General features: G+C 70.6%; 23 protein-coding genes. 19 read left to right on the forward strand and 4 right to left on the reverse strand.

All coding sequences use genetic code 11. The features are described from left to right. Positions 1-21: 21 nt before the first annotated feature. On the reverse strand, positions 22-762 hold the full coding sequence (locus tag ABN273_RS03245) for a GntR family transcriptional regulator (protein WP_349447075.1): 741 nt from the start codon (positions 760-762) through the stop codon (positions 22-24). 114 nt (positions 763-876) lie between these two features. On the opposite strand from ABN273_RS03245, the gene ABN273_RS03250 reads away from it, so the two are divergent. The 6 genes from ABN273_RS03250 to nagZ all read left to right on the forward strand — a co-directional run bounded on the left by ABN273_RS03250 (position 877) and on the right by nagZ (position 5,987). Next, on the forward strand, positions 877-1,911 hold the full coding sequence (locus tag ABN273_RS03250) for an SIS domain-containing protein (RefSeq protein ID WP_349447076.1): 1,035 nt from the start codon (positions 877-879) through the stop codon (positions 1,909-1,911). Between the two features lie 32 nt (positions 1,912-1,943). Continuing rightward, on the forward strand, positions 1,944-2,180 hold the full coding sequence (locus ABN273_RS03255; protein ID WP_125632338.1) for a PTS sugar transporter subunit IIB: 237 nt from the start codon (positions 1,944-1,946) through the stop codon (positions 2,178-2,180). Between the two features lie 10 nt (positions 2,181-2,190). Further along, on the forward strand, positions 2,191-2,631 hold the full coding sequence (locus tag ABN273_RS03260; RefSeq protein ID WP_349447077.1) for a PTS sugar transporter subunit IIA: 441 nt from the start codon (positions 2,191-2,193) through the stop codon (positions 2,629-2,631). Positions 2,632-2,714: 83 nt separating this feature from the next. After that, complete coding sequence (locus ABN273_RS03265) at positions 2,715-2,975, forward strand: HPr family phosphocarrier protein (protein WP_349447078.1); 261 nt, start codon at positions 2,715-2,717, stop codon at positions 2,973-2,975. Beyond that, on the forward strand, positions 2,972-4,639 hold the full coding sequence (gene ptsP / locus ABN273_RS03270; RefSeq protein WP_502910921.1) for a phosphoenolpyruvate--protein phosphotransferase: 1,668 nt from the start codon (positions 2,972-2,974) through the stop codon (positions 4,637-4,639). Before ABN273_RS03265 ends, ptsP begins: the two co-directional genes overlap by 4 nt. 61 nt (positions 4,640-4,700) lie before the next feature. Continuing rightward, positions 4,701-5,987, forward strand: coding sequence for a beta-N-acetylhexosaminidase (nagZ, locus tag ABN273_RS03275; protein ID WP_349447080.1), 1,287 nt, complete (start codon positions 4,701-4,703; stop codon positions 5,985-5,987). On the opposite strand, the gene ABN273_RS03280 is transcribed toward nagZ, so the two are convergent. Next, entirely contained in the window at positions 5,984-6,793 is an 810-nt protein-coding gene (locus ABN273_RS03280) for a F0F1 ATP synthase subunit A (RefSeq protein ID WP_349447081.1), read from the reverse strand. The genes nagZ and ABN273_RS03280 overlap by 4 nt on opposite strands. Before the next feature lie 142 nt (positions 6,794-6,935). Between ABN273_RS03280 and ABN273_RS03285 the strand changes: the two genes are divergently transcribed. The 5 genes from ABN273_RS03285 to ABN273_RS03305 all read left to right on the forward strand — a co-directional run bounded on the left by ABN273_RS03285 (position 6,936) and on the right by ABN273_RS03305 (position 10,268). After that, positions 6,936-7,580, forward strand: coding sequence for an HAD family hydrolase (locus ABN273_RS03285; RefSeq protein WP_349447082.1), 645 nt, complete (start codon positions 6,936-6,938; stop codon positions 7,578-7,580). A gap of 93 nt (positions 7,581-7,673) precedes the next feature. Next, a complete protein-coding gene (locus tag ABN273_RS03290; RefSeq protein WP_349447083.1) occupies positions 7,674-8,180 on the forward strand; it encodes a DUF6912 family protein in 507 nt (168 codons plus the stop codon). A gap of 105 nt (positions 8,181-8,285) precedes the next feature. Further along, positions 8,286-8,738, forward strand: coding sequence for a DUF2690 domain-containing protein (locus tag ABN273_RS03295; protein ID WP_349447084.1), 453 nt, complete (start codon positions 8,286-8,288; stop codon positions 8,736-8,738). A gap of 87 nt (positions 8,739-8,825) precedes the next feature. Then, on the forward strand, positions 8,826-9,452 hold the full coding sequence (locus ABN273_RS03300; protein WP_349447085.1) for an HAD family hydrolase: 627 nt from the start codon (positions 8,826-8,828) through the stop codon (positions 9,450-9,452). 108 nt (positions 9,453-9,560) lie between these two features. Next, a complete protein-coding gene (locus ABN273_RS03305; RefSeq protein WP_349447086.1) occupies positions 9,561-10,268 on the forward strand; it encodes an HAD family hydrolase in 708 nt (235 codons plus the stop codon). Between the two features lie 42 nt (positions 10,269-10,310). On the opposite strand, the gene ABN273_RS03310 is transcribed toward ABN273_RS03305, so the two are convergent. Next, the gene (locus tag ABN273_RS03310) at positions 10,311-11,873 is read right to left on the reverse strand and encodes a penicillin-binding transpeptidase domain-containing protein (RefSeq protein WP_349447087.1); all 1,563 of its coding nucleotides are present in this window, start codon (positions 11,871-11,873) and stop codon (positions 10,311-10,313) included. A gap of 87 nt (positions 11,874-11,960) precedes the next feature. Here ABN273_RS03310 and ABN273_RS03315 point away from each other — a divergent pair, with 87 nt between their 5' ends. From ABN273_RS03315 to ABN273_RS03325, 3 genes are read left to right on the forward strand one after another with little or no spacing between them, the layout of a single operon-like run. After that, positions 11,961-12,878, forward strand: coding sequence for a LysR family transcriptional regulator (locus ABN273_RS03315; RefSeq protein ID WP_349447088.1), 918 nt, complete (start codon positions 11,961-11,963; stop codon positions 12,876-12,878). Further along, positions 12,875-13,732 (forward strand): serine hydrolase, encoded by an 858-nt coding sequence (locus ABN273_RS03320; protein WP_349447089.1) that lies wholly within the window; start codon positions 12,875-12,877, stop codon positions 13,730-13,732. Before ABN273_RS03315 ends, ABN273_RS03320 begins: the two co-directional genes overlap by 4 nt. 58 nt (positions 13,733-13,790) lie before the next feature. After that, entirely contained in the window at positions 13,791-15,758 is a 1,968-nt protein-coding gene (locus ABN273_RS03325) for an acetoacetate--CoA ligase (protein WP_349447090.1), read from the forward strand. On the opposite strand, the gene ABN273_RS03330 is transcribed toward ABN273_RS03325, so the two are convergent. Next, a complete protein-coding gene (locus ABN273_RS03330) occupies positions 15,739-17,400 on the reverse strand; it encodes a zinc-binding dehydrogenase (RefSeq protein WP_349447091.1) in 1,662 nt (553 codons plus the stop codon). The genes ABN273_RS03325 and ABN273_RS03330 overlap by 20 nt on opposite strands. Before the next feature lie 88 nt (positions 17,401-17,488). On the opposite strand from ABN273_RS03330, the gene ABN273_RS03335 reads away from it, so the two are divergent. The 5 genes from ABN273_RS03335 to rhaS all read left to right on the forward strand — a co-directional run bounded on the left by ABN273_RS03335 (position 17,489) and on the right by rhaS (position 23,250). Beyond that, positions 17,489-18,442, forward strand: a complete 954-nt coding sequence (locus ABN273_RS03335) for an AraC family transcriptional regulator (RefSeq protein ID WP_349447092.1) — start codon at positions 17,489-17,491, stop codon at positions 18,440-18,442. A gap of 121 nt (positions 18,443-18,563) precedes the next feature. Continuing rightward, positions 18,564-20,060 carry a sugar ABC transporter ATP-binding protein gene (locus tag ABN273_RS03340; protein WP_349447093.1) on the forward strand — a complete coding sequence of 499 codons (1,497 nt, stop codon included), beginning with the start codon at positions 18,564-18,566 and terminating at the stop codon, positions 20,058-20,060. A gap of 31 nt (positions 20,061-20,091) precedes the next feature. After that, complete coding sequence (locus ABN273_RS03345; RefSeq protein WP_349447094.1) at positions 20,092-21,198, forward strand: ABC transporter permease; 1,107 nt, start codon at positions 20,092-20,094, stop codon at positions 21,196-21,198. Then, the gene (locus ABN273_RS03350) at positions 21,188-22,171 is read left to right on the forward strand and encodes an ABC transporter permease (protein WP_349447095.1); all 984 of its coding nucleotides are present in this window, start codon (positions 21,188-21,190) and stop codon (positions 22,169-22,171) included. Before ABN273_RS03345 ends, ABN273_RS03350 begins: the two co-directional genes overlap by 11 nt. Continuing rightward, entirely contained in the window at positions 22,168-23,250 is a 1,083-nt protein-coding gene (gene rhaS, locus ABN273_RS03355) for a rhamnose ABC transporter substrate-binding protein (protein ID WP_349447096.1), read from the forward strand. The genes ABN273_RS03350 and rhaS overlap by 4 nt, the downstream gene beginning before the upstream one ends. The last annotated feature ends 2 nt before the right edge of the window (positions 23,251-23,252 follow it).

The following is a 23,252-nucleotide window of genomic DNA, read 5'->3' on the forward strand; positions in this document are numbered from 1 at the left end:
TCCTCCGAGCCGGGTGAGGCCTCAGCCCCGTCTTACGGGCATTTCCAGGATGGTGCGTAGCTGGTAGCGGTCCGCACGATACGTGGACACGCCCAGCTCCGCACAGACGCCCCCGGCGAACGATCTGCGCTGCAGCAGCAGTACGGCGCCGCCGCGGGGCAGCTTCAGCAGGTCGGCGTCGCTCGGGTCGGCGATGCCGCCGTCGATGGTGAGCTCGCCGGCGTCCATGACCAGGCCGTAGCGCCTCTCCAGCAGCTCATACAGTGATTTATCCGACAGATCCAGGGAACCCAGGTCGGGCGCGAGCTTGACCGGGATGTGGGCCCGTTCGATGGACAGCGGCTCCCCGTCGGCCGTCCGCAGCCGCTCGATGAAGTGCACCTCCTCGCCCGGCTGGATCCCCAGCTCCTTGGCCAGATGGGCGCTGGCCCGCACGATCCGGCGGTCGAGGTCGCGCGAGCCCGGGACCATGCCTCGCGCCCGCATGTCGTCGGTGAACGACGTCAGCTGGAGCGCCAGCTCGATCTTGGGTCGGGCGACGAACGTTCCCTTGCCGGGCACACGGTGCAGGCGGCCCTCGGACACGAGGTGGTCGACGGCCTGCCGCACGGTCATCCTGGACAGTCCGAAACGCTGGCAGAGCTCGCGCTCGGACGGGATGGCCGCCCCGATGCTGAGCTCGTCGCTGTCGATGAGGTCCAGCAGGATCTCGCGAAGCTGGAAGTACTTGGGCACCGGGCTGTCCGGATCGATGTGCGCCACGGATCCTCCCCTCGATCCTGACCTGGGCAATGGGTTATGGTTCGTACTGGTCTAGTCCGGACTAGACCACATGTCGCGAAAGACGGTCAAGTCCGCACAAGGAAAGAGCCCGAGATGACCACGAAGATGCGCAGCGAGATCGCCGAGCAGCCGGCCGCGCTGCGGGCCACGCTGGACGCCCTGCTGCCGAGGGTCAGCGAGGTGAGGGCGGTGGGCGAGCAGACTCGCCAGCTGCTGTTCATCGCGCGGGGCACCTCCGACAACGCAGCAGTGTACGGGCGCTACCTGGTCGAATCACACGCGGGCCGCCTGGCCGCGCTGGCCGCGCCCTCGATCGCGACGACGTACAAGCGCCGGCTCGACCTGGACGGGGTGCTGGCCGTCGCGATCTCGCAGTCGGGGCGCACTGAGGAGATCGTCGAGACGCTGGCCTGGGCCAAGGACTGCGGGGCCAGGACCGTCGGCATCACGAACGGGGGCGAGGAGAGCCCTCTCGCGCAGGCCGCAGACGTCGCTCTGTGCACGGTCGCCGGGGAGGAGAAGGCCGTTCCCGCGACCAAGACGTACACGACGCAGCTCGCCGCGCTGGCCGTGCTCGCGCTGGGCCTGGGCGCCGACGTGGACGCGGACGACCTGCGGCGGGTGCCCGAGGCGGTGGAGAAGCTGATCACCGAGCCGGGCGATCTGGACGCCGTGGTCGAGGGGTTGTTCGACAAGCAGGGCGTCGTCGTGTCCGGGCGCGGGCTGGCGTTCTCGACGGCTCTGGAGACGGCGCTGAAGCTCAAGGAGGCGTGCTACCTGCACGCCATGGGCCTGTCGTACGCCGACCTGCTGCACGGGCCCATCGCCGTGGTCGACGCCGACACCCCCGCGCTGCTGGTCGCCGCCCAGAACAGCCCGACGTTGCCCGGCACGGTGGCGCTGGCCGAGCGGGTGGTGGCCGCGGGCGCCGCAGCGTACACGATCGGGGGCGGCGAGGCGCTCGCACGGGCGGGCACGGCCGCGCTGAACGGCCCCGACCTGCCCGAATGGGTGGCGCCCATGGGCCTGATCGTGCCGGGGCAACTGCTCACCGAGGCGCTGGCCCGCAGGCTCGGCATCGACCCTGACGCGCCGCGCGGACTGAACAAAGTCACCCAGACCGACTGATTTAACCTGGTCGCAAAAGCTAGGGAGGCCGGATGGCGGCGGATGTGAACGCGATCATCGCCGGGCTCGGCGGGGCGGACAACATCATCGAGATCGAGCCCTGCATCACCCGGTTGCGCACGGAGGTGCATGACGCGTCCAAAGTCGACCAGGCCGCGCTCAGGGCGGCGGGCGCGCACGGCGTGATGGCCGCGGGAAACGTGGTCCAGGTCGTCGTGGGGCCGGAGGCGGACACCATCGCCAGCGACATCGAGGACATCATCGGCTGAGGGCGAGATCATGACGACTGTTCTCGCCCCGGTCGAGGGGGAGGCTGTACTGCTGGCCGCCGTGCCCGATCCGGTGTTCTCCGCGGGGCTCGTCGGGCCGGGAGCGGCGATCGATCCGCTGAGGGGGCCGGGGAAGGCCGTAGCCCCCATAGCGGGAAAAATCATGAAACTGCATCCGCATGCCTACGTGATCGTCGGGGACGACGGCAAGGGCGTGCTGGTGCATCTGGGAATCGACACCGTCCAGCTCAAAGGCGCAGGGTTCCAGCTCCTCGCCGCCGAGGGGGACAGGGTGAGCGCCGGGCAGCCCGTCGTGGCGTGGGACCCCGCGCTCATCGAGGCGGGCGGGCGTTCTCCTGTCTGTCCCGTCGTGGCGCTCGACGCGGAGTCCGTGAGCGAGGTCGCGGAGGGGGCAGTTCATGTGGGAGACGAGCTTTTCCGATGGGACTAGCCACGGCGGCCGAGGCGTCACAATGAACGGGCGCTATCACGAAGAAGGTCCGGCTGGTCTGGACCGGCACTGAAGGAGGAGTAATGGGTGAGCGCAAGGTCACCGTGGCCGCGGAGGTGGGGCTGCACGCCCGTCCCGCCGCGACGTTCGTCCAGCGGGCCAAGAAGGCCCCCATGGACATCATGGTGACGAAGTCCCACGGCGGGGAGAAGGTCAACGGCAAGAGCATCCTCGCGATCATGGCGCTGGACGTCAAGCAGGGTGAGACCGTCGTGATCAGCGCGGAGGGCGACGGCTCGGAAGAGGTCCTCGACGAGCTGGCCGAGATCGCCGGTACGCCATGAACCTGCGGGGGGTGGGGGTCAGTCCGGGCATCGGGCACGGCCCCGCTTACGTGCTGACCGTCTCCGTGCCCGAACCCCCCGAGGGCGCCACCTACACCGGTGAGGCGGATCAGGAGAAGGAGCGCGCGATGGTCGCGCTCACGCAGGTCGCGGGCGAGCTGGAGGCCCGCGGCAACCGGGCGGGCGGCGAGGCGGAGGAGATACTCAAGGCCCAGGCGCTGATGGCCGAGGACCCCGGGCTGGTCGTCAAGGTGCGCACACTGATCGACCGCGGCCTGGCCGCCCCCAGAGCGATCTTCGAGGCTTTCACGAAGTACCGGGACGTGCTGGCCGGGTCCGGCGGCTACCTGGGCGAGCGGGCCGCCGACCTCGACGACATCAGGGACCGCGTGATCGCGCTGCTCTACGGGCACGCCATGCAGGGGCTCCCGATCGCGCCCGCGGAGCCGTACGTGCTGGTCGCCAGGGATCTCGCCCCCGCCGACACGGCGCTGCTGCGCAAGCAGGACGTCGCGGCGTTCGTCACCGAGGAGGGCGGGCCCACCAGCCACACCGCGATCATCGCCAGGGCGATGGGCGTGCCCGCCGTCGTGGCCTGCGGGGGCGCGACCGCCATCCCGCCGGGCGTGCGGGTGATGGCCGACGGCACCTCGGGAGACGTGCGCGTGGAGCCCGCCGAGGCCGACGTGGCCGAGGCGGTCGGCGCGGACACCGCCAGGCAGGCCGCGTTCGCCGCGGTGAAGGGTCCCGGCAGGACCGCCGACGGGCACGCGGTTCCGCTGCTCGCGAACATCGGCGGCCCCGCCGAACTCGACGACGCCGTCAGCGCGGGCGCCGAGGGCGTCGGGCTCTACCGGACCGAGTTCCTCTTCCTCGACAGGACCGAGCCGCCCTCCGCTGAGGAGCAGCGGCATGCCTATCGGGCGGCGCTCGAGGCGTTCCCCGGCGGCAAGGTGGTCGTGCGCACGCTGGACGGCGGTGCTGACAAGCCGATGGCGTTCCTGCCGGTGCCGGTCGAGCCGAACCCGGCGCTGGGGGAGCGGGGGCTGCGCAGGTTCAGGAGGTTCCCCGGCGTCATGGAGGCGCAGCTCGGCGCACTGGCGGCCGTCGCGTCCCCAGGGCTCCAGGTCATGGCGCCGATGGTGGCCACGGCCGAGGAGGCCGGGTGGTTCGCGCAGGAGTGTCGGTCCAGGGGCCTGAAGGACGTGGGCGTGATGATCGAGATCCCGTCGGCCGCGCTGCGGGCCCGGGACCTGCTCGCCCGGGTGGACTTCGTCTCGATCGGGACCAACGACCTCGCCCAGTACGCCTTCGCCGCCGACCGCCAGGCCGGCGCCCTGAGCGCGCTACACGACCCGTGGCTGCCCGCGCTGCTCGACCTGGTCGCCATGACGGCGACCGCCGCCTCGCAGGCGGGCAAGCCGTGCGGCGTCTGCGGCGAGTCGGCCGCCGACCCGGCGCTGGCGTGCGTGCTGGTCGGGCTCGGGGTCTCGACGCTGTCGATGGGGGCCGCGGCGCTGCCCGCCGTACGTGCCGTGCTGGCCGCGCACACGCTGGATCAGTGCCGCCGCGCCGCCGAGGCCGCGCGGGCGCAGCCGACGGCGGCTTACGCGCGTGCGGCGGCCCGCGTGCACCTGCCCGGCCTCGACCGGCTGGGCCTGTAGAACGTCCGATCCGGGAAAAGGGCGGTCTCGCCCGGGTCGTCACATGGATACCTTTGGAGGCATGCTTCGACGGATCGGTACGGCAGGCCTCCTCACGATCACTCTCACCGCCTGCGCCGCCGGCGGCGGCTCGGCAGGCGCGACCCCCAGCGGAGGCAAGGCCGCGCCGCCCGCGCAGACGACGACCCCGCAGAGCCCGCCGCAGGCTCAGGCGGGCCCCGTCGAGCGCGCCCTGTCGAAGATGAGCGTCGAGGAGAAGGTCGGCCAGCTCTTCATGCCCGTCCTGTACGGCACCGCGGCCGACACGGTGTCGGGCGAGAACCAGGCCAGGTACGGCGCCGGGACCCCGGCGAAGGTGATCGCGAAGTACCACCTGGGCGGCGTGATCCTCTTCCCGCACAACATCAAGGGCGTCGGCCAGGTCGTCGGACTCAACAACGGCCTGCAGAAGGCGTCCAAGGAAGTCCCGCTCCTGATCGGCACCGACCAGGAGAACGGCCTGGTGGCCAGGATGTCCGCGCTCATGACCGACTTCCCCGGCGCCGCCGAGATCGGCGCCACCAAGGACCCCGACCGGGCCCGGGCCGTGGCCAAGGCCACCGGCGAGGAGCTGCGCGCGCTCGGCGTCAACCTCGACTTCGCCCCGGTCGCCGACGTGAACGTGGACCCGGACAATCCCATCATCGGCCGCCGCGCCTACGGCGACGACCCGGCGCGGGTGGCGAAGATGGTGGCGGCGGCGGTCAAGGGGTTCGGCGAGGCGAAGGTGGCCGCCACCGCCAAGCACTTCCCCGGCCACGGCGACACCAACGTCGACAGCCACACCGGGCTGCCTGTGATCAAGCACACGAAGGCCCAGTGGGAGAAGATCGACGCGCCGCCGTTCAAGGCCGCGATCGGCGCGGGCGTGGACGCCGTGATGAGCGCCCACATCGTCTTCCCCAAGCTCGACCCGTCGAGGGACCCGGCGACGCTGTCCAAGCCCATCCTGACCGGCCTGCTCAGGCAGAAGCTCGGCTTCAAGGGCGTGATCTCCACCGACGCGCTCAACATGGCGGGCGTGCGCAAGAAGTACAACGACGGGGAGATCGCGGTGCGGGCCGTCCTGGCCGGGGCCGATCTGCTGCTCATGCCGAACGACCTGCCCAAGGCGCATCAGGCGGTGCTGGCGGCGGTGAAGTCGGGCCGGATCTCGCAGCAGCGGCTCGACCAGTCGGTCACCCGGCTGCTCACGCTCAAGCAGAACAGGGGATTCCTGGTCAAGGCCCCGGTGGCGGACGCGGATGAGGCGGCCCGCGTGCTGCGCTCCGCGGAGCACCGCAGGCTGGCCGCCCGTGTCACGCGTTAGTGCGCGCCGCGCAGCCCACTGGCGATGAACATCCCGGCCAGCATGGCGAACAGGAACGCCTGCAGAAACTGGACGAGCATCTCGAACGCGGTCATCACGATCGTCATCAGCACGCCGAGGACGCCGAGGCCCGCTCCCAGCGGGGTGAGCCGCTCGAACAGGAACCAGAAGCCCACCGAGCTGAAGAAGGCCACGATGATGTGGCCGGCGAACATGTTCGCGAAGAGCCGGACGAAGTGGGTGAACAGCGACGTGAGGAACACCTCGGCCAGGATCATCGGGGCGTAGAGCCCGTACGCCCAGCCCGGCAGGCCGGGCAGGTGCACGATGCCCCTCAGGTAGCCGCGCACGCCGTGGTGCCGGACGCCGAGGTAGACCTTGATGCCGTACACGGTGAGCGCCAGCACCAGGGGGAAGGCGATGTGCGCGGCGACGGGGAACTGGATGAGCGGGATGATGCCCATCAGGTTCCAGATGAGCACGGTCAGGAAGACCGTGAAGAGGAAGCCCATCCAGCGGTCTGAGTCTTTGCCGAGGTTGGGCTTGGCGATCTGGTCGCGTACGAATACGTACGCGTACTCGCCGATGCTCTGCCAGCCCCGCGGGATGAGCTTGGGCTTGGCGAATGCGGCCCAGCACACGGCGATGGCGATGACCGAGCTGAGCAGGGCGATGAGCACCGGTTTGGTAAGCCATTCCGGGCCGCCGGGGAAGATCGGCGCGAACTTGAAGAGTCCGAGTCCCGGGGCTTTCCATTCAGGGGAGGCGTTCAGGCCATAGGAGGTGATCAGGATCGTCGTCCGCACGGCGGTCCTTTCTGGGTAGCGACCTATCGCTGGAGGATCACTTTAACTAGACATTTCGGACATTCCTTTTGTGGGGTTTTGTCGATAAATAAATGATTGGCCGGTGTAAAGGGGGCATCCGTGGCTGCTCTACCCTGGAACGGTGCTTACGGGTGTGCTCATCGACTGGGGCGGGGTGCTGACGACCGGCCTTTCCGACGCCATCACGCGCTGGATCGTGGCCGACAGGATCGACGGCGACCACTACCGCGAGGTCATGCGGGAGATGGTCGACCACGCCTACCACGGTGACGGCGAGAGTGTCGTCCACGCGCTGGAGAGGGGCGAGATCGACGGCTCCTCTTTCGAGCGCGACCTCGCCGCCAGGCTGCTGACCCTGGACGGTGTGCCGCCCGCGGCCGAAGGGCTGCTTGCCCGGATGTTCGCGGGATTCGAACGAGTTGACGCAATGTACGACATGCTCCGCGACGTGCGGAAAAATGGTGTCAAAACGTGTTTGCTCTCTAACTCCTGGTCGAATGAGTACCCTCGCGACGGCTGGGACGAGGTCTTCGACGCGGTCGTGATCTCCGGCGAGGTCGGCATGCGCAAACCCGAGCCGCGCATCTTCCACCACGCGCTCGACCAGATCGGGCTCGCCGGCGAGAAGTGCGTGTTCATCGACGACATCGAGGCCAACATCCTGGCCGCCCGCGCGCTCGGCATCGCCGGCATTCACCACAGAGACGCGAACTCGACCATCGCGGAACTCGAGACTCTCCTCCGTCTGACGTTGCGACGGGCATGATAGAGCCCTTGTAAGGCTGAGCCGGATGCCCTCGCTGCGGATCCGTCTCAGCACGCCGAGCGGAGCTCGGCCAGAAAGCACGAAAGGTTCGTCATGCGCGTCTATCTGCCGTGCACTCTCCCGGCCCTCGCCACGGCGGTCGAGACGGGAGAGCTGGGCCCGGCCCCGCTGACCGGCTACGCGGTGACCCCCGCGCTGACCGAGTGGTACGCCTCGGGCGACACCGAGGAGCTCGAATACGTGGCACTCACCGAAGCGGCCCGCGCCTCGCTGCGGATGCTGGCCGCCGACCTCGCCGACGGCATCCAGGCCGCGCCGCGGCGCGTGGTGGTCGCGGCCGAGGTGCCCGACCGCTCGGTCTCCGCGGGGGTCGATCTGGAGGAACGGGCGCGAGTCCGCCTCGCCGACTCGATCCCGCTGGCCAAGGTGGCCGCGGTGCACATCGACGACCACGAGGCCATCCCCGACATCGAGGCCGCCGTCGCCGCGCTGCCCGCCGCCGACGAAGGCGACGACGACGCGAGATTCACCGTGGACGGGGCCGAGGCGCACGAGCTCATGTGGTACGCGACACAGGAGATTCCCGACCTGCTGCGCTGAGTAACGATGGCGTTACATCGATCACACTTCCTTGACCATCCAGAGCCGCGCCTCGCTAAGGTCCCGACGCAACATCGTTTGTCTGACGCAAGGAGTCGGTTCCAAGTGAAGCTTCGAGTCGTGGCCACCACCGTGAGCGCCATGGCAGCGGTCGCGCTGGCGGTCGCCCCTGCGAACGCGCAGGCCAAGCCGCATCCGTACGACCACCAGGACCCGGCCAAGTCGGGCTGCTGGAACTCTGCCAAGGTGGTGCGGACGGCCGACATCAAGAGCCGTCTGGAGCCCACGGTCGGGACGATCAAGCTGTGGTGGTCCTTCAAGTGCAAGACCAACTGGGTGGAGATCAGGACGGCCGCGTCGGCGACCGGCTCCATCAGCGTGTATGCCAAAGACGGCCGGAGTGACACGTACCGGTTCAGCAAGGGCAACAAGGGCCAGCACTGGGGCAACATGATCGAGGCCGACAACATGTGCGCCTGGGGCAGCGCTTCCATCCAGTGGCACGGCGGCCGCGGCGGCCAGAACGGCCAGGGCACCACCGGCAAGGCCTGCAAGTAGCTTTTCCGGGGCCGTGGCCGGATGGTCGCGGCCCCTGCGGTGGGCGTTCATCGAAATGTCATGCGTGCCGTCTAAGCTTGTCGCAATATGACGAAGCACATCATCTGGGATTGGAACGGCACGCTCTTCCACGACATCGACGCCGTGGTCGGAGCCACCAACGAGGTCTTCAAGCCGTACGCGCTTCCTGCCCTGACCGCGGACGGCTTCCGCGCGGTCTACACCCGGCCCATCTGGGTCGCCTACGAACGCCTGCTCGGCCGCCCGCTCGCCGAGGGCGAGTGGGAGTTGCTGGACGACGGGTTCCACGAGCACTACTTCCGGCTGAGCGAGGTGTGCGGGCTGGCCGACGACGCCGAGTCCGCCCTGGCGAGCTGGACGGGCACCCAGTCGCTCTGCTCGATGGCGCCCCATACCCACCTGGTGCCCAAGGTCGAGTCGTTCGGCATCTCGGGGCACTTCAACCGGATCGACGGGCTGCTCGGCACCACGGGCGGCGAGAAGGCCGCACACATGGTGGCGCACATCGAGGCCATCGCGGTGGACCCCGGCGAGATCCTGGTGATCGGCGACAGCGTGGACGACGGGCTCGCCGCCAAGCACGTGGGCGCCAGGGCGGTGCTCTACACGGGCGGGATGACCACCAGGGCCGACCTGGAGGGCACCGGTCTCCCCGTGGTCGACACGCTCTCCGACGCGCTCGACTACGCGTGAGGCCTTCGTGCCGGCCCATGCTTTAATCGCTCAGGCCCCGACCTGAGCGGCGGTGCCCGTCGTACGCTATGCAGCGTCACCCCCCAGGAGGCCGCCATCAACCGTCTTGTGCTGTGGAACGTCGACCTGACGCTGGTCGACGTCGCCATCGTGACCAGAGACGCCTACGCTGAGGCGTTCCGCTTCGTGACCGGGCGACCGCTGGTCAAGCTCGTGCCCCCGATGGGCCGCCCGGACTCCGAGATCGTCTTCGAGACGCTCGCCGTCAACGGCATCCAGGCAGAGGACGACCATCTGCCCAAGTTCCTGTCGGCGCTCGCCGTGGCCTTCGCCGACCGGCGCGGGCGGCTGGCCAAGGAGGGGCGGATGATGCCGGGGGCCAAGGACGCGCTGAAGGCGGTGTCCAGGCTGGACGGCGTGATCCAGACGGTGCTGACCGGCACCATCAAGAGCAACGCCGTGCACAAGCTCAAGGCGTTCGGGCTGGACAAGTACATCGACTTCGCGCTTGGGGGATACGGCGAGGAGGTCTACCCCAAGGCGACGCTGCTGCAGGTGGCGCAGTCGCGCGCCAAGCAGCGCCTGGGCACGCCGTTCACCGCGGCCAACACCGTGATGATCGGGGACTCCACGCGCGACGTGCAGGCCGCCAAGATCGGCGGAGCGGGGATGATCGGGGTCGCCTCGGGGCGCTCCATGGCCGCCGAGCTGCGCGACGCGGGCGCCGACGTGGTGCTGCCCGACCTCTCCAACGCCTCCGAAGTGGTGGCCGCCGTGGCCTCACTCACCTCCTCCGTCGGCCGCGCCGTCCGCTGAACCACCCTTCCACCCCCGACCGGGAGCCGGGGCGGGATGGGGTCAGGGGAGGGCGTTGAGGAAGCGGGCGGCGGCTGGGGCGGCCACGGTGGCGCCTGTGCCGGCGCCCTCGGCGATGACCGCGAAGGCCAGGTCGCCTCGGTAGCCGATGAACCACGAGTGGGTCGGTGGTTCCGCGCCGGAGCCGTATTCCGCCGTGCCCGTCTTGCCGGCCGTGCCCTCGGGGAAGCGGACGGCGTGGGCGGTGCCTTCGGTGACGACGGCGGGCATGAGCTTGCGCAGGGCGGTGATCACGCCCTGCTCCAGCGGGCGCGGGTTGGTCGGCTGAGCGCCGGGGATCAGCTCCTCCTTGACGAGGCTGGGGGCGATCCAGGCGCCCGAGGCGATGGCCGCCGCGACCGAGGCCATGTTGAGCGGGCTCGCCAGAACGCGGCCCTGGCCGATCGAGGCGGAGGCCAGGTCCGTGTCGTCCTTCGGGTCGGGGAACTCGGCACGGACGGCGGGGACGCCCGGGGTGATCGGGGTGCCGAAGCCGAAGCTGCGGGCGACCTCCGCCAGCCGGCCGCCGTTCAGCCGGTCCACGCTCATCTCCCCGAACGTCGTGTTGCACGAATGCGCGAACGCCTTCTCGAACGACAGCGTGCCGAAGTCCTCGAAATCCGCGTTGTGGAACGGGAAGCCGCCGATGTTCTTCTCGGCAGGACAGGTGACTTGGCGGGACGGCTCGATCCCGCCCGCCACCAGTGCGGAGGCCGTGACGACCTTGAACGTCGAACCGGGCGGGTACTTGCCGAGCAGCGCCCGGTTGAAGCCTCCTGGCTTGTTCACCACCGCGAGGATCTCGCCGGTCGAGGCGCGGAGGGCGACAAGTGAGGCGGGCTTGGAGACGCCCTCCAGGGCCTTGGCTCCTGCCTGGTGGACCTTCAGGTCGATGGTGGTCTGGAATGGGCGATATCCGGCCGCGCGGACGACCGTCTGGATGGGTTTGTCGCCCTCGTAGAGGTCGATCCGGTTGCGGGCCGGCGACTTGAAACGATCCGGGAACGTCTGCTTGATGCCCTCCACCAGCTGCTGCACCGAGCCGGGCGCGGACGGGGTGTTGATCGGGGTGCCGTCGGCGGCCAGGACCTGCAGGGAGTCGCCCTGCTGGCTGATGACGCGCAGCGAGCGGCCCTGCTTGAGCAGCGGGTGGATGGCCGCCGGTGTCCAGGCCACCTTCCAGGCGCGGTCGCGTTCGACGAGCTTGAGCTCGCCGCCGTAGTCCCAGTCCTCCTGGCCGGTCAGCTTCGCCGCGAAGCTGATCTCGTCCCCGTAGGAAGCGAAGACCCCCGACGCACTGGGGACGTGGAACCGCGCCTCGGTGACCTTGAGGTCGGTGCGGAAGCGGCGGTGCCAGGTCTCGAAGTCGGCGGGCGGGTCGGCCACCAGGGCGCGCATCCCCGCATAGTCCTGTGCCGACCACGCCGCCAGATACTTGTCGGCCGTCTCCTTCGGCGAGCCCTCCGTGCGCAGCGCCCAGATGACGCCTCCCGCCGCGACGACCGGGACCAGAAGCCCCGCCAGGAGCCACGGCCAGCGACGCTTTTTCCCCCGTTGTGGTGCCATGAGGCAGAGGACACCAGAGGGATGGCCTGGGTGTCCAATACTGATATGAGCGCTTCAAAGATATAAATGTGGATATAGTGGCTGGTCGTGGACCTCGTCCGGCATCTACGCTACTTCACCGTGGTCGCGGAGGAACTCCACTTCGGCAACGCTGCGATCCGCCTCGGCATGGCGCAACCGCCCCTCAGCCAGCGCATCAAGCGCCTGGAGGAGGAGCTCGGCGTGCGGCTGTTCGACCGCTCCGCCCGCCAGGTGCGCCTCACCGAGGCAGGCAGGCTGCTCCTCGGCGAGGCCCGGGAGATCGTGGCCAGGGTGGACCGGCTGCACGAGCTGGCCAGGCAGGGCGAGGGCGCGGTGCTCAAGGCCGGCGTCCCGCCCGACCTGGCCGCCGCCGTGATCGCCGCCCTGGTCGCGGGGTTCCGCGAGACCAATCCCGAGGTACGCCTCGCGCCCGCCGAGATCTGGACCGCCGACCAGGTGACGGCGCTGGCGGAAGGGGCCATAGACGTCGGCCTGGTCCGCCATCCGGTCTCCGCGCCCGGCCTGAGGTTCGGCCAGGTGCTCGTGCAGGCGCAGGGCGTGCTGCTGGCCGAAGGCGACCCGCTCACCGGTGTCGGCGAGGTGCATCTGGCCGACCTGGCCGGACGCGACCTGCTGATGCCGCCCCAGGAGGGCGAGCCGGGTCTCTACGCGGAGATGCTCTCGGAGTGCCGCCGCCACGGCTACGTGCCCGTGCAGGTGCACGAGGGCGCCGGGCTGGGGCTGGTGCTGGCGGGGGCGGCGGTGGCGTTCGGCCCGAAGGTGGAGCTGCCGGGGCTGGCCTGGCGGCCGCTGCTAGGCTCGCCGATCACGTGCCGGGTCTCCACCGCCTGGCGCGTGGCGGCGAACGCGGTCGACGACTTCTCGGCCGTGGCCGTCCGTACGTTGAAGGAGAGCGCCGGGATGACGGACGAGGGCGCCGTGTCCGTGCGGCGGGTCAGCCGCCGGCCGGGGATGCTGGCATGAGCCCGCCCGACTTCGACTCGCTGTTCCGCGCGGCGGGCGTGACCGGCTGGCTGTATGCCGCCGACATCGACTCGGGGCGAGATGTGGGGCACAGGCCGGACGAGCCGGTGCCCACGGCGTCGATGTTCAAGGTGCCGCTGCTGGTGGCGCTGTGCCGGCAGGCCGACGCCGGGCTGCTGGATCTCTCCGACCGGGTGACCGTGACGGCCGGCGACCGGGCGTCGGGGCCGACGGGGATCTCGGCGATGCTCGACGACGTGACGATCTCGCTGCGCGACCTGGCGTACCTGATGATCACGGTGAGCGACAACACCTCGGCCGACGTGCTGCTGGGCCGGGTGGGGTTCGACGCGGTCAACGCCATGCTGGCGGGGTTCGGGCTCGACGGGACACGGGTGACGCAGAGCGCCCGGGAGCTCCTGGACAGCATGAGTATCGACGCCGGGCACGGGTGGCCGTTCGTGGATCCCGAGGACATCGCGCGGCTGAGCGTGCTCGACCCCGCGCGGACGAACCGGTCCACCCCCCGCGAGCTGGCCAGGCTGTTCGGCATGATCTGGCGGGACGAGGCGGCCTCGGAGCAGTCCTGCGCCTGGATGCGCGGCGTGCTCAACATGCAGGTGTGGCCGCACCGGCTGGCCTCCGGCTTCCCGTACGACGACGTCGCCGTCAGCGGCAAGACCGGCACGCTCCCCACGCTGCGCGCCGAGTCGGGGGTCGTCGAATACCCCGACGGCCGGCGCTACGCGGTGGCCGTGCTCACCCGCTCCTTCAGCACCGCGCTCAACCAGCCGCGCGCCGACGCGGTGATCGGCACGGCCGCGCGTATGGCGGTGGACCACCTACGGCGATAGCAAGTTATGTGGAAGGTCGGGTATGACTTTCCCCCGAACGGGCGACAGGATGGGTCACATGGTTGCTGAGGGCGCGCTTCTCTGGGAGCCGAGCGAAGAGGTGGTCGCGAAGGCCAGGCTGACCCACTACGTGGAGTGGCTGGGGCGGTCGGGCCCTTATGAGGATGTGTGGCGGTGGTCCGTCGAGCACCCGGAGGAGTTCTGGACGTCGGTCTGGGACTACTTCGACGTGCTCGGCGAGCGTGGCGACGGGCCCGTTCTCGCAGGGACGATGCCGGGCGCCAGGTGGTTCGAGGGCGGCTCGCTCAACTACGCCGAGAACGCGCTGCGCCGGTCGGAGGGCACCGCCGTGGTGTTCGTGTCCGAGGACGGCGCCCGCCAGGAGCTGACCTGGGGCGAGCTGCGCGAGGAGGTGGCCCGCGTCCGGGCGGGGCTGGTCCGGCTCGGCGTGCGGCGCGGCGACCGGGTGGCGGCCTACCTGCCGAGCATCCCGCAGGCCCTGATCGCCTTCCTGGCCACCGCCTCGCTGGGCGCGATCTGGTCGGCCGGCTCGCCCGACTTCGGGGTGCCGAGCATCGTCGACAGGTTCAAGCAGATCGAGCCCAAGGTGCTCATCGCGGTCGACGGCTACCACTACAACGGCAAGACGTACGACCGCTCCGACGCCGTCAACGAGATCGCCGCGCAGCTGCCCACGCTGCGGGCGACCGTGTGGATCCCGTACCTGGCCGCGCTCGACGAGGGACGTGCGCCCCAGCAGGCCCAGCCCAGCGAGGCGCACACCCGGGAGGTGCCGCACGGCGAGGTGATCGGCTGGGAGGGGCTGCGCTCCGAGGAGGGGCCGCTGGAGTTCGAGCGGGTGCCGTTCGACCACCCGCTGTGGATCCTCTACTCCAGCGGCACGACCGGGCTGCCCAAGCCGATCGTGCACGGCCACGGCGGCGTCGTGCTGGAGCATCTCAAGTCGCTCGCCTTCCACCAGGACGTGGGCGAGGGCGATGTGTTCTTCTGGTACACCACCACGGGCTGGATGATGTGGAACTACCTCATCGGCGCCCTGCTGGTGGGGGCCACGCCGGTGCTGTACGACGGCGCGGCCACCTATCCGTCGCCCGCCGCGCTGTGGCGCATCGCGAGCTCCGAGAAGGTGACCTACTTCGGGGTGGGGGCGCCGTACATCATGGCCTCGCTGAAGGCCGGGATCCACCCCGAGGGGCTGGAACGGCTGCGCGGCATCGGCTCGACCGGGTCGCCGCTGCCGCCGGAGGGGTTCGAATGGGTGGCCGCCGAGCTGCCGGGGGTCCCGCTGGGGTCCTTCTCCGGGGGCACGGACGTGTGCACGGGGTTCGTCGGGGCGACCGCGCTCCATCCGATCAGGGCGGGGATCATCCCGTGCCGGTCGCTGGGGGCGAAGGTGGAGTCGTACGACTCCGCCGGCAAGCCGGTCGTCGGCGAGGTGGGCGAGCTGGTGCTGACCGCGCCGATGCCGTCGATGCCGGTGAAGTTCTGGAACGACCCCGACGGCCGGCGCTACTTCGAGAGCTACTTCGACGTCTACCCGGGCGTGTGGCGGCACGGCGACTGGATCAAGATCGATGAGGACGGCAGCTGCGTGATCTACGGCCGCTCCGACTCGACGCTCAACCGGGGCGGCGTCCGCATGGGCACCAGCGAGTTCTACCGGGTGGTCGAGCGGTTCGAGGAGATCGCCGACAGCCTCGTGATCGACACCGGGCAGCTCGGGCAGGAGGGGCGGCTGCTGCTGTACGTGACGCTCGCCGAGGGCGCGGCGCTCACCGAACCGCTCGAACGCGCCCTCTGCGACGCCCTGCGCAAGGAGCTGTCACCGCGTCACGTGCCCAACGAGATCCACGCCGTCCCCGGCATTCCGCGTACGCTCTCCGGCAAGAAGCTGGAGGTGCCGGTCCGCAAGATCCTGTTGGGCACGCCCGTCGAGCAGGCGGCCAACCCCGACGCCATGGCCAACCCCGAGGTGCTCCGCCACTTCAGGCCGGAAGCAGGATGATCTTTCCGCGGGTGCCGCCCTCCTCGGCCCGGCGATGCACCTCGTGCAGCTCGGTCAGGGGGAGCGACTCGGCGATCTCGAGCGCGAGCTCGCCCCGGTCGATGAGGGCGGCGAGCTCGGCCAGCTGAGCCGGGTCGTTGCGGGCCACGAAGTGGGTGCCGCCCTCGATCGGGGTGGCGATGGTGATCACCGTGCGCCCGAGGCCGGCCAGGGCCGCGGCGTCTTCGCCGGGGAGCGCGGCCAGGTTGAGCACCACGTCCATGCCGCCGGGGAGCGGTGTGGTGGTGTAGTCGATCACCTCGTGGGCGCCGTACCGCTTGACCGCGGCCGCGCTGCGCGGGCTCGCCGTGGCGAACACGACCGCCCCTGCCAGCTCGGCGAGCTGGACGGCGAACATGCCGACTCCGCCGCCCGCGCCGTTGACCAGCACGCGCTGCCCCCGTGTGACGCGGGCGTGCTCGTGGACCGCCTGCCAGGCGGTGAGCCCGGCGACGGGGACGGCGGCCGCGTGGGCAAGCGGCACGCTCCGCGGTGCTCTGGCCAGGACGCTCGCGGGCGCCACGGCGTACTCGGCCGCCACGCCGCCCACCAGGCCGAACACGCGGTCACCAGGGGCCAGCCCGGTGACGCCCGGGCCGAGCTCGAGGACCGTGCCGGAGACGTCCGAGCCGAGCGTGCCCGGCAGGTCCACGTGGAGCACGTTCCGCAGCAGGCCCGCGCGCAGGCCGATCTCCGACGGGTTGAACGAGGTCGCGGCCACCTCGATGAGCACCTCCCCATGGCCCGGCCGAGGCGTCGGGATCCGGTCGTAGCGGATCTCGCCGCCGTATTCGTGGATGCGGGCGGCCGACATGGTCTCGGGCCTGGGAACGGCGCCGAACTCCGCCGCGTGCTCCGCCACCCAGGTGCCGAACGTTCGTGGCGGGGTCTTGGTGACCTCCTCGACCGTCGCGGTGCGGGGAGCGGGGTGGGCGACCAGGTCTGCCTGGGCTCGGAGGACGCCGTCCACCGCCTGCGGGGGCCAGCCCCTGGCCAGCAGCTCCTCGCGGGTGTGCTGCGGCGGGACCTCCTCCCAGCGGGCCGGGAATTTCGTAATTTCGGAAATGATGCGTACCTGGTCGGCCTGGGTGATCGACTCCGGGCCGGTCAGCTCGTAGACGGCGCCGTGGTGCCCGCCGTCCAGCAGCGCTCGTACGGCGACCGCCGCGATGTCCCCTTCGTGCACGACGGGCATGGCGGCCCGGCCGTACGAGCCGCGCACCACCCCCGCCCGCACCTGCGCCGCCCACCGCAGCGCGTTGGCCGCGAAGGCGTGCGGGCGCAGGAACGTCCACGCCAAGCCGGACTCCTCGATCAGCCGCTCAACCTCGCGTTCGTGGTCGCGCACCGCGGCGGAGGAGAGGTAGACCACGTGGCGGGCCCGGCGGGCGATCGCGTCGATCACCGCCTTCGCCCCGTCCGCCGTGGCGAACGGCCACACCAGGAACACCGACTCCACCCCGTCGAGCGGCAGCGAGCCGGGATCCGTCAGGTCGCCCGTGGCCCTGGTGAAGGGCCGGACCTCGGCCCCGGCCTCCCGCAGCTGCGCCGCCACCTGCCTGCCGACCGTGCCGGTCGCGCCCGTGACCAGTACTTTTCTCATGCAGGCCACCGTAGAGGTCCGCCACGAGACAACCAATGCGTCATCGATGCCGATTTCATACGCGATCGTCTTCCTCTAGGCTTCCTCCATGGATGTGCTCAGCGACGTGATCGCTCTCATGCGCACGGGCAGCCCCCGATCGGCCCGCGTCGAATGGCAGGCGCCCTGGGGGCAGCGCTTCCCCTCCGTGCCCGGCTCCGCCGGGTTCCAGGTGGTCCTGCGGGGATCGAGCTGGCTGATCCCGCCGGACGGCGATCCGGTCGCGCTGTCGGTGGGCGACGTGGTCTTCTTTCCGCACGGTCACGGCTACGCCATGGCCGACTCGCCGTCCACCCCGGTGGCCGAGCCCGACTGCGACCCGCTGGCCGACGGGCCGGGCCTGTTCGCCTCAGCGTCGATCGACGGCCCCGTGTCGGCCGTGCTGCTGTGCGGGGGCTACCGGCTCGACCCCGGCCGGGCCCATCCGATCCTGCGCGAGCTGCCCGACATGATCCACCTGCCGGCCCGGCTCGGCCTGCACACCGAGCTGCGTGCCGCCGTCGAGGCCCTGGGCGCGGAGATCCAGCGTCCCAGGCTGGGCGCTGACACGGTGGTGTCGTCGCTGCTCGACCTGCTCCTGCTCTACCTCCTGCGGGCCTGGTTCGAGGGGGAGCACGGCCAGTGCTCGGTCGGCGGGTGGGCGCAGGCGCTGGCGGATCCCGGCATCAGTGCCGCGCTGGACGCCATCCACCGGGATCCGGCGCACCCGTGGACGGTCGAGGAGCTGGGTGCGCGGGCGGGGCTGTCGAGGGCCGCCTTCTCCCGCCGCTTCGGCGCGCTGGTCGGCCGGCCGCCGCTCACGTACCTCACCTGGTGGCGCCTGGCCACGGCGGCCCGCCTCATGCGGGAGTCCGATGCCCCACTGGGTCGGATCGCCGCCAAGGTCGGTTACACCTCGGAGTTCGCCTTCGCCAACGCCTTCAAGCGGGAGTACGACGTGGCGCCGGGCAGGTACCGCCGCGAGGGCTGTTCTTTGCCCGCGAAAGAACTCCTTAAAACGTAACAATTTCTGCACGACGTTGAGTGCATGGAAAACTCCTATTCTCCAGCCATTGACGCTCCACCTTTGGGTGATTTAACGTCGCCACATTGCTTAAAACGATTTTGCCGGGGAGCCGCGGCAAATGGATGAGACTCCCGTTCTGTCCCTCTCACAGGTCAGCAAGGCGTTCGGTGCGGTGCGCGCCGTACGCGAGGTCTCTCTGGAGCTCTTCCCCGGCGAGGTGCACGCGCTCGCCGGGGAGAACGGCGCGGGCAAGTCGACGATCGTGAAGATCCTCTCCGGCGTGCACCGCCCGGACTCGGGGCGGATCCTGCTGGACGGCGAGCCGGTGGAGTTCGGCGGGCCCGCGGACGCGCAGCGGGCCGGGGTCGCGGTCATCTACCAGGAGCCGACCCTCTTTCCTGATCTGTCGGTCATGGAGAACATCTTCATGGGCCGCCAGCCCCGCGGCCGCCTCGGCATCGACCGGCGGGCCATGCGCGCGAGCGCCGCCGAGCTGTTCGCCAGGCTGGGCGTGCACCTCGACCCCGACCAGCCGGCCCGCGGCCTGTCGATCGCCGACCAGCAGCTCGTGGAGATCGCCAAGGCGCTCTCGCGGCAGGCGCGGGTGCTCATCATGGACGAGCCGACCGCCGCCCTGTCGGGCACGGAGGTCGCCCGGCTGTTCGGCGTCGCGAGGGCGCTGCGCTCGCAGGGGTGTGCGCTGCTGTTCATCTCGCATCGGCTGGAGGAGATCTTCGAGCTGTGCCGGCGGGTCACCACCCTGCGTGACGGCGCGTACGTGGCCGGGGACCTGATCGCCGACCTCACCCCCGACGACCTCGTACGCCGCATGGTCGGCAGGGAGCTGGACGCCCTGTTCCCCAAGCAGGAGACGGCCAGCGGCGAGGTGGCGCTGAAGGTGCGCCGGCTCACCCGCGAAGGCGTCTTCACCGACGTGTCCTTCGAGGTGCGGCGGGGCGAGATCGTGGCGCTGGCCGGGCTGGTCGGGGCCGGGCGCTCCGAGGTGGCCAGGGCCGTGTTCGGCATCGACCGGCGGGACGCGGGGAGCGTGGAGGTGGACGGCGAGCGGCTGCGGCCGGCCAGCCCCACGGCGGCCATGGCGGCCGGACTGGCGCTGGTGCCCGAGGACCGGCGGCAGCAGGGGCTCGTCATGGACCTTTCCATCGAGCGCAACATCGGGCTCGCCGGGCTGGCCGCCGTACGCCGGGGGCCGCTGATCTCCCGGCTCGCCGAGCGGGAGCGGGCCAAGGACTGGGCGGTGCGGCTGCGGCTGAAGTTCGGGCGGCTGACGGACCCCGTGAACGTGCTGTCCGGCGGGAACCAGCAGAAGGTGGTGCTGGCCAAGTGGCTGGCGCGCAAGCCGTCGGTGCTCATCGTGGACGAGCCGACCCGGGGGATCGACGTCGCCACCAAGGCCGAGGTGCACCGGCTGCTGTCGGAGCTGGCCGGGAGCGGGGTGGCGGTGCTGATGATCTCGTCCGAGCTGCCCGAGGTGCTGGGGATGGCCGACAGGGTGCTGGTCATGCACGAGGGACGGCTGGTGGCCGAGATCGCCCGTGCGGACGCGACCGAGGAGAGCGTGATGGCCGCCGCCACCGGAAGGAGCGTCGGGTGACCGTGACCGCCGCCACCGGAAGGAGCCTCGCGTGACCGTGACCGCCGCCAGGCCCGAGGCAGCCAGGCGCAACGGCGGCCGGCGGCTCGTGGACCGGGTCGCGCGGGTGCGGGAGCTGGGCATCGTCGTCGCGCTCGGCCTGCTGTACGGCGTCACAGGCGCCGTCAACCCGTCGTTCCTCACCTACGCCAGCCTCCGCGACATCCTGCTGAACTCCGCCATCGTCGCCATGCTCGCCGTCGGCCAGACACTCGTCGTCATCACCAGGAACGTCGACCTGTCCGTCAGCTCCGTGGTGGGCCTGTCGGCGTTCGGGGGCGCGCTGACCCTGGCCGACCATCCGGGCGTGCCGGTCGCGGTCGTGATCGCCGGGTGTGTGCTGCTCGGCGCCCTGTGCGGGGCGGTCAACGGGCTGCTCGTCGGGGCGGCGAAGGTGCCCGCGCTGGTCGCCACGCTCGGCACCCTGTACGCCTTCCGCGGCATCGACTACGCCTGGGCCGGCGGACGCCAGGTGAACGCGGCCGACATGCCCGAGGGCTTCCTGTCACTCGGGACGCGCTCGGTGCTCGGCGTGCCGCTGCTCGCCCTGATCGCCCTGGTCGTGCTGGCGGCGGTCGGCTGGATGCTGCGCAACCTGCGCTCCGGCAGGGAGCTGTACGCCATCGGCTCCAACCCCGAGGCGGCGGTGCTGGCCGGGATCCGGGTACGGCGCAGGATCGTCGCGGCGTTCGTGGCCAACGGCGCGCTGGCGGGGCTGGCCGGGGTCATGTGGGCGGCCCGCTTCGGCACCGTGGACGCCACCGTGGCCACCGGGAAGGAGCTCGACGTGGTCGCGGCCGTCGTGGTGGGCGGGGTGGCCATCTTCGGCGGCAGCGGCACGGTGTACGGGGCGGCGCTCGGCGCGCTGCTGCTGGCGAGCATCACCAGCGCGCTGGCCGTGCTCCGGGTGGACGCCCTCGCCCAGACCGCCATCAACGGCGCCCTGCTGATCGCCGCCATCGTCCTCGACCGCGTGCTCGCCCTGCGCGTCGCCGCCGCCCTCCGCCGCCGGAGGTTCCACGACGTCGCCGGCCCCGCACCCGGGGAGCCCCACGACGTCACCGTCCCCGCACCTGGGAGGCCCGACGATGGCCGTTGATCTCGCCCGGATGGCCCGCCGGTGGGAGGGGCTCATCCTCGTCCTGCTCGTCGGCGTGGTCGTGTGGGCCTCGCTGGGCGTGGACGGGTTCGCCAACGGGTCCAACATCTCCTTCCTGCTCCTCGACACCACCGAGATCGCCCTCATGGCCCTGACCATGACGCTCGTGATCGTCGCGGCCGAGATCGACCTGTCGGTGGCCTCCACGCTGGGCCTGTCCTGCGCGGTGCTCGGCTGGTTGTGGAACTCGGGGCTCCCGATCGAGGCGATCATGCCCATCTGCCTGCTGGTGGGCGCCGCATGCGGGGCGGTCAACGGGCTGCTCGTCACCCGGCTCGGCCTGCCCTCGCTGGCGGTCACGATCGGGACGTTCGCGCTGTTCCGCGGCCTGGCGTACGTGATGCTCGGCGACCAGGCGGTGGCCGACCTGCCGCCTGGCTACACGAGCCTGGCGACGGCCTCGATCGGGCCGATCCCGGTCGTGACCGTGCTGGTCGCGGTGCTGGCGGCGGTGGCGGCCGTGGTGCTGCACGCGACGGGGCTGGGCCGGTCGATCTTCGCGCTCGGCTCGAATGTGGAGGCCGCCTTCTTCGCGGGTGTCCGGGTCAAGCGGATCAAGCTCTGGCTGTTCGTGGCCTCCGGGATGATGGCGTCGCTGGCGTCCCTGGTCTACACGTTCCGCTATGCCAGCGCCAGGGCGGACAACGGCGTCGGGCTCGAACTGGCGGTGGTGGCCGCCGTACTGCTCGGCGGGGTGTCGATCTTCGGCGGGCGCGGCACGCTGCCGGGGGTCCTGATGGCGGTGCTGCTGCTCGGCGTCGTGCGCAACGCGCTCATCCTCGCCGACGTGGCCAACGAGGTCCTGAACTTCGTGACGGGCCTGCTGCTCGTCGCATCCGTGCTCGCGCCGAACTTGGGGGCGGTATGGCGGCGGCGCACAACACCACAAGTGGAAGGGAAGTCCGCTTCATGACAACGCGCACCCCTTGGCGGCCCACGGCGCTCCTTGCGGGACTCGTCCTGCTGACGGCTGCTTGCGGCGGCACCACCAAGAGCGACGTGGCACAGCAGTCCTCCGCCTCCGCCACAGCCGCCGCGTCGTCCGCCTCGGCGAATCCGAACGCCCCCATCAAGCAGGGACTGAAGATCGCGTTCCTGCCCAAGCAGGTCAACAACCCGTACTTCACGATCGCCGACGGCGGTGGCATCGCGGCCGCCAAGGAGTTCGGCGGCGAGGGCAAGGAGGTCGGGCCGTCCGAGGCCAGCGCGTCCTCCCAGGTGTCCTACATCAACACGCTGATCCAGCAGAAGCAGGACGCCATCGTCATCTCCGCCAACGACCCGAACGCCGTCGTGCCCGCGCTCACCCGGGCACGGGCCGCCGGGATCAAGGTCGTCAGCTACGACTCCGACACCACGCCCCTCGGCCGCCACGTGTTCGTGAACCAGGCGAGCGCCGAGGACCTCGGCCGCACGGAGGTCCAGCTGCTGGCCGAGCAGATCGGGCACAAGGGCAAGATCGCCGTGCTGTCCGCCACCCCCAACGCGACGAACCAGAACACCTGGATCGACTTCATGAAGGACGAGCTCAAGAAGCCCGAGTACAAGGACATGGAGCTGGTCAAGGTCGCCTACGGCAACGACGACGACCAGAAGTCGTTCACCGAGACGCAGGGACTTCTCCGCTCTTATCCGGACCTGGCGGGCATCATCTCGCCCACGACCGTGGGGATCGCCGCGGCCGCCCGCTACCTGTCGGACTCGCCGTACAAGGGGAAGGTCAAGCTCACCGGGCTCGGCACCCCCAACCAGCTCAGGAAATTCGTCAAGGACGGGACCATCGAGGCGTTCGAGCTGTGGAACCCGGCCGACCTCGGCTACCTGGCGTCATACGCGGCGGCCGCGCTCGTGTCCGGGCAGGTCACCGGGGCCGAGGGGGAGAAGTTCAAGGCGGGAAAGCTGGGCGAGTACACGATCGGGGCCAAGGGCGAGGTGCTGCTCGGCAAGCCGACCGTGTTCAACAAGGACAACATCGACAAGTTCGACTTCTGACG

The organism is Nonomuraea sp. B19D2 (genome assembly GCF_040137845.1).
Classification (GTDB): Bacteria; Actinomycetota; Actinomycetes; order Streptosporangiales; family Streptosporangiaceae; genus Nonomuraea.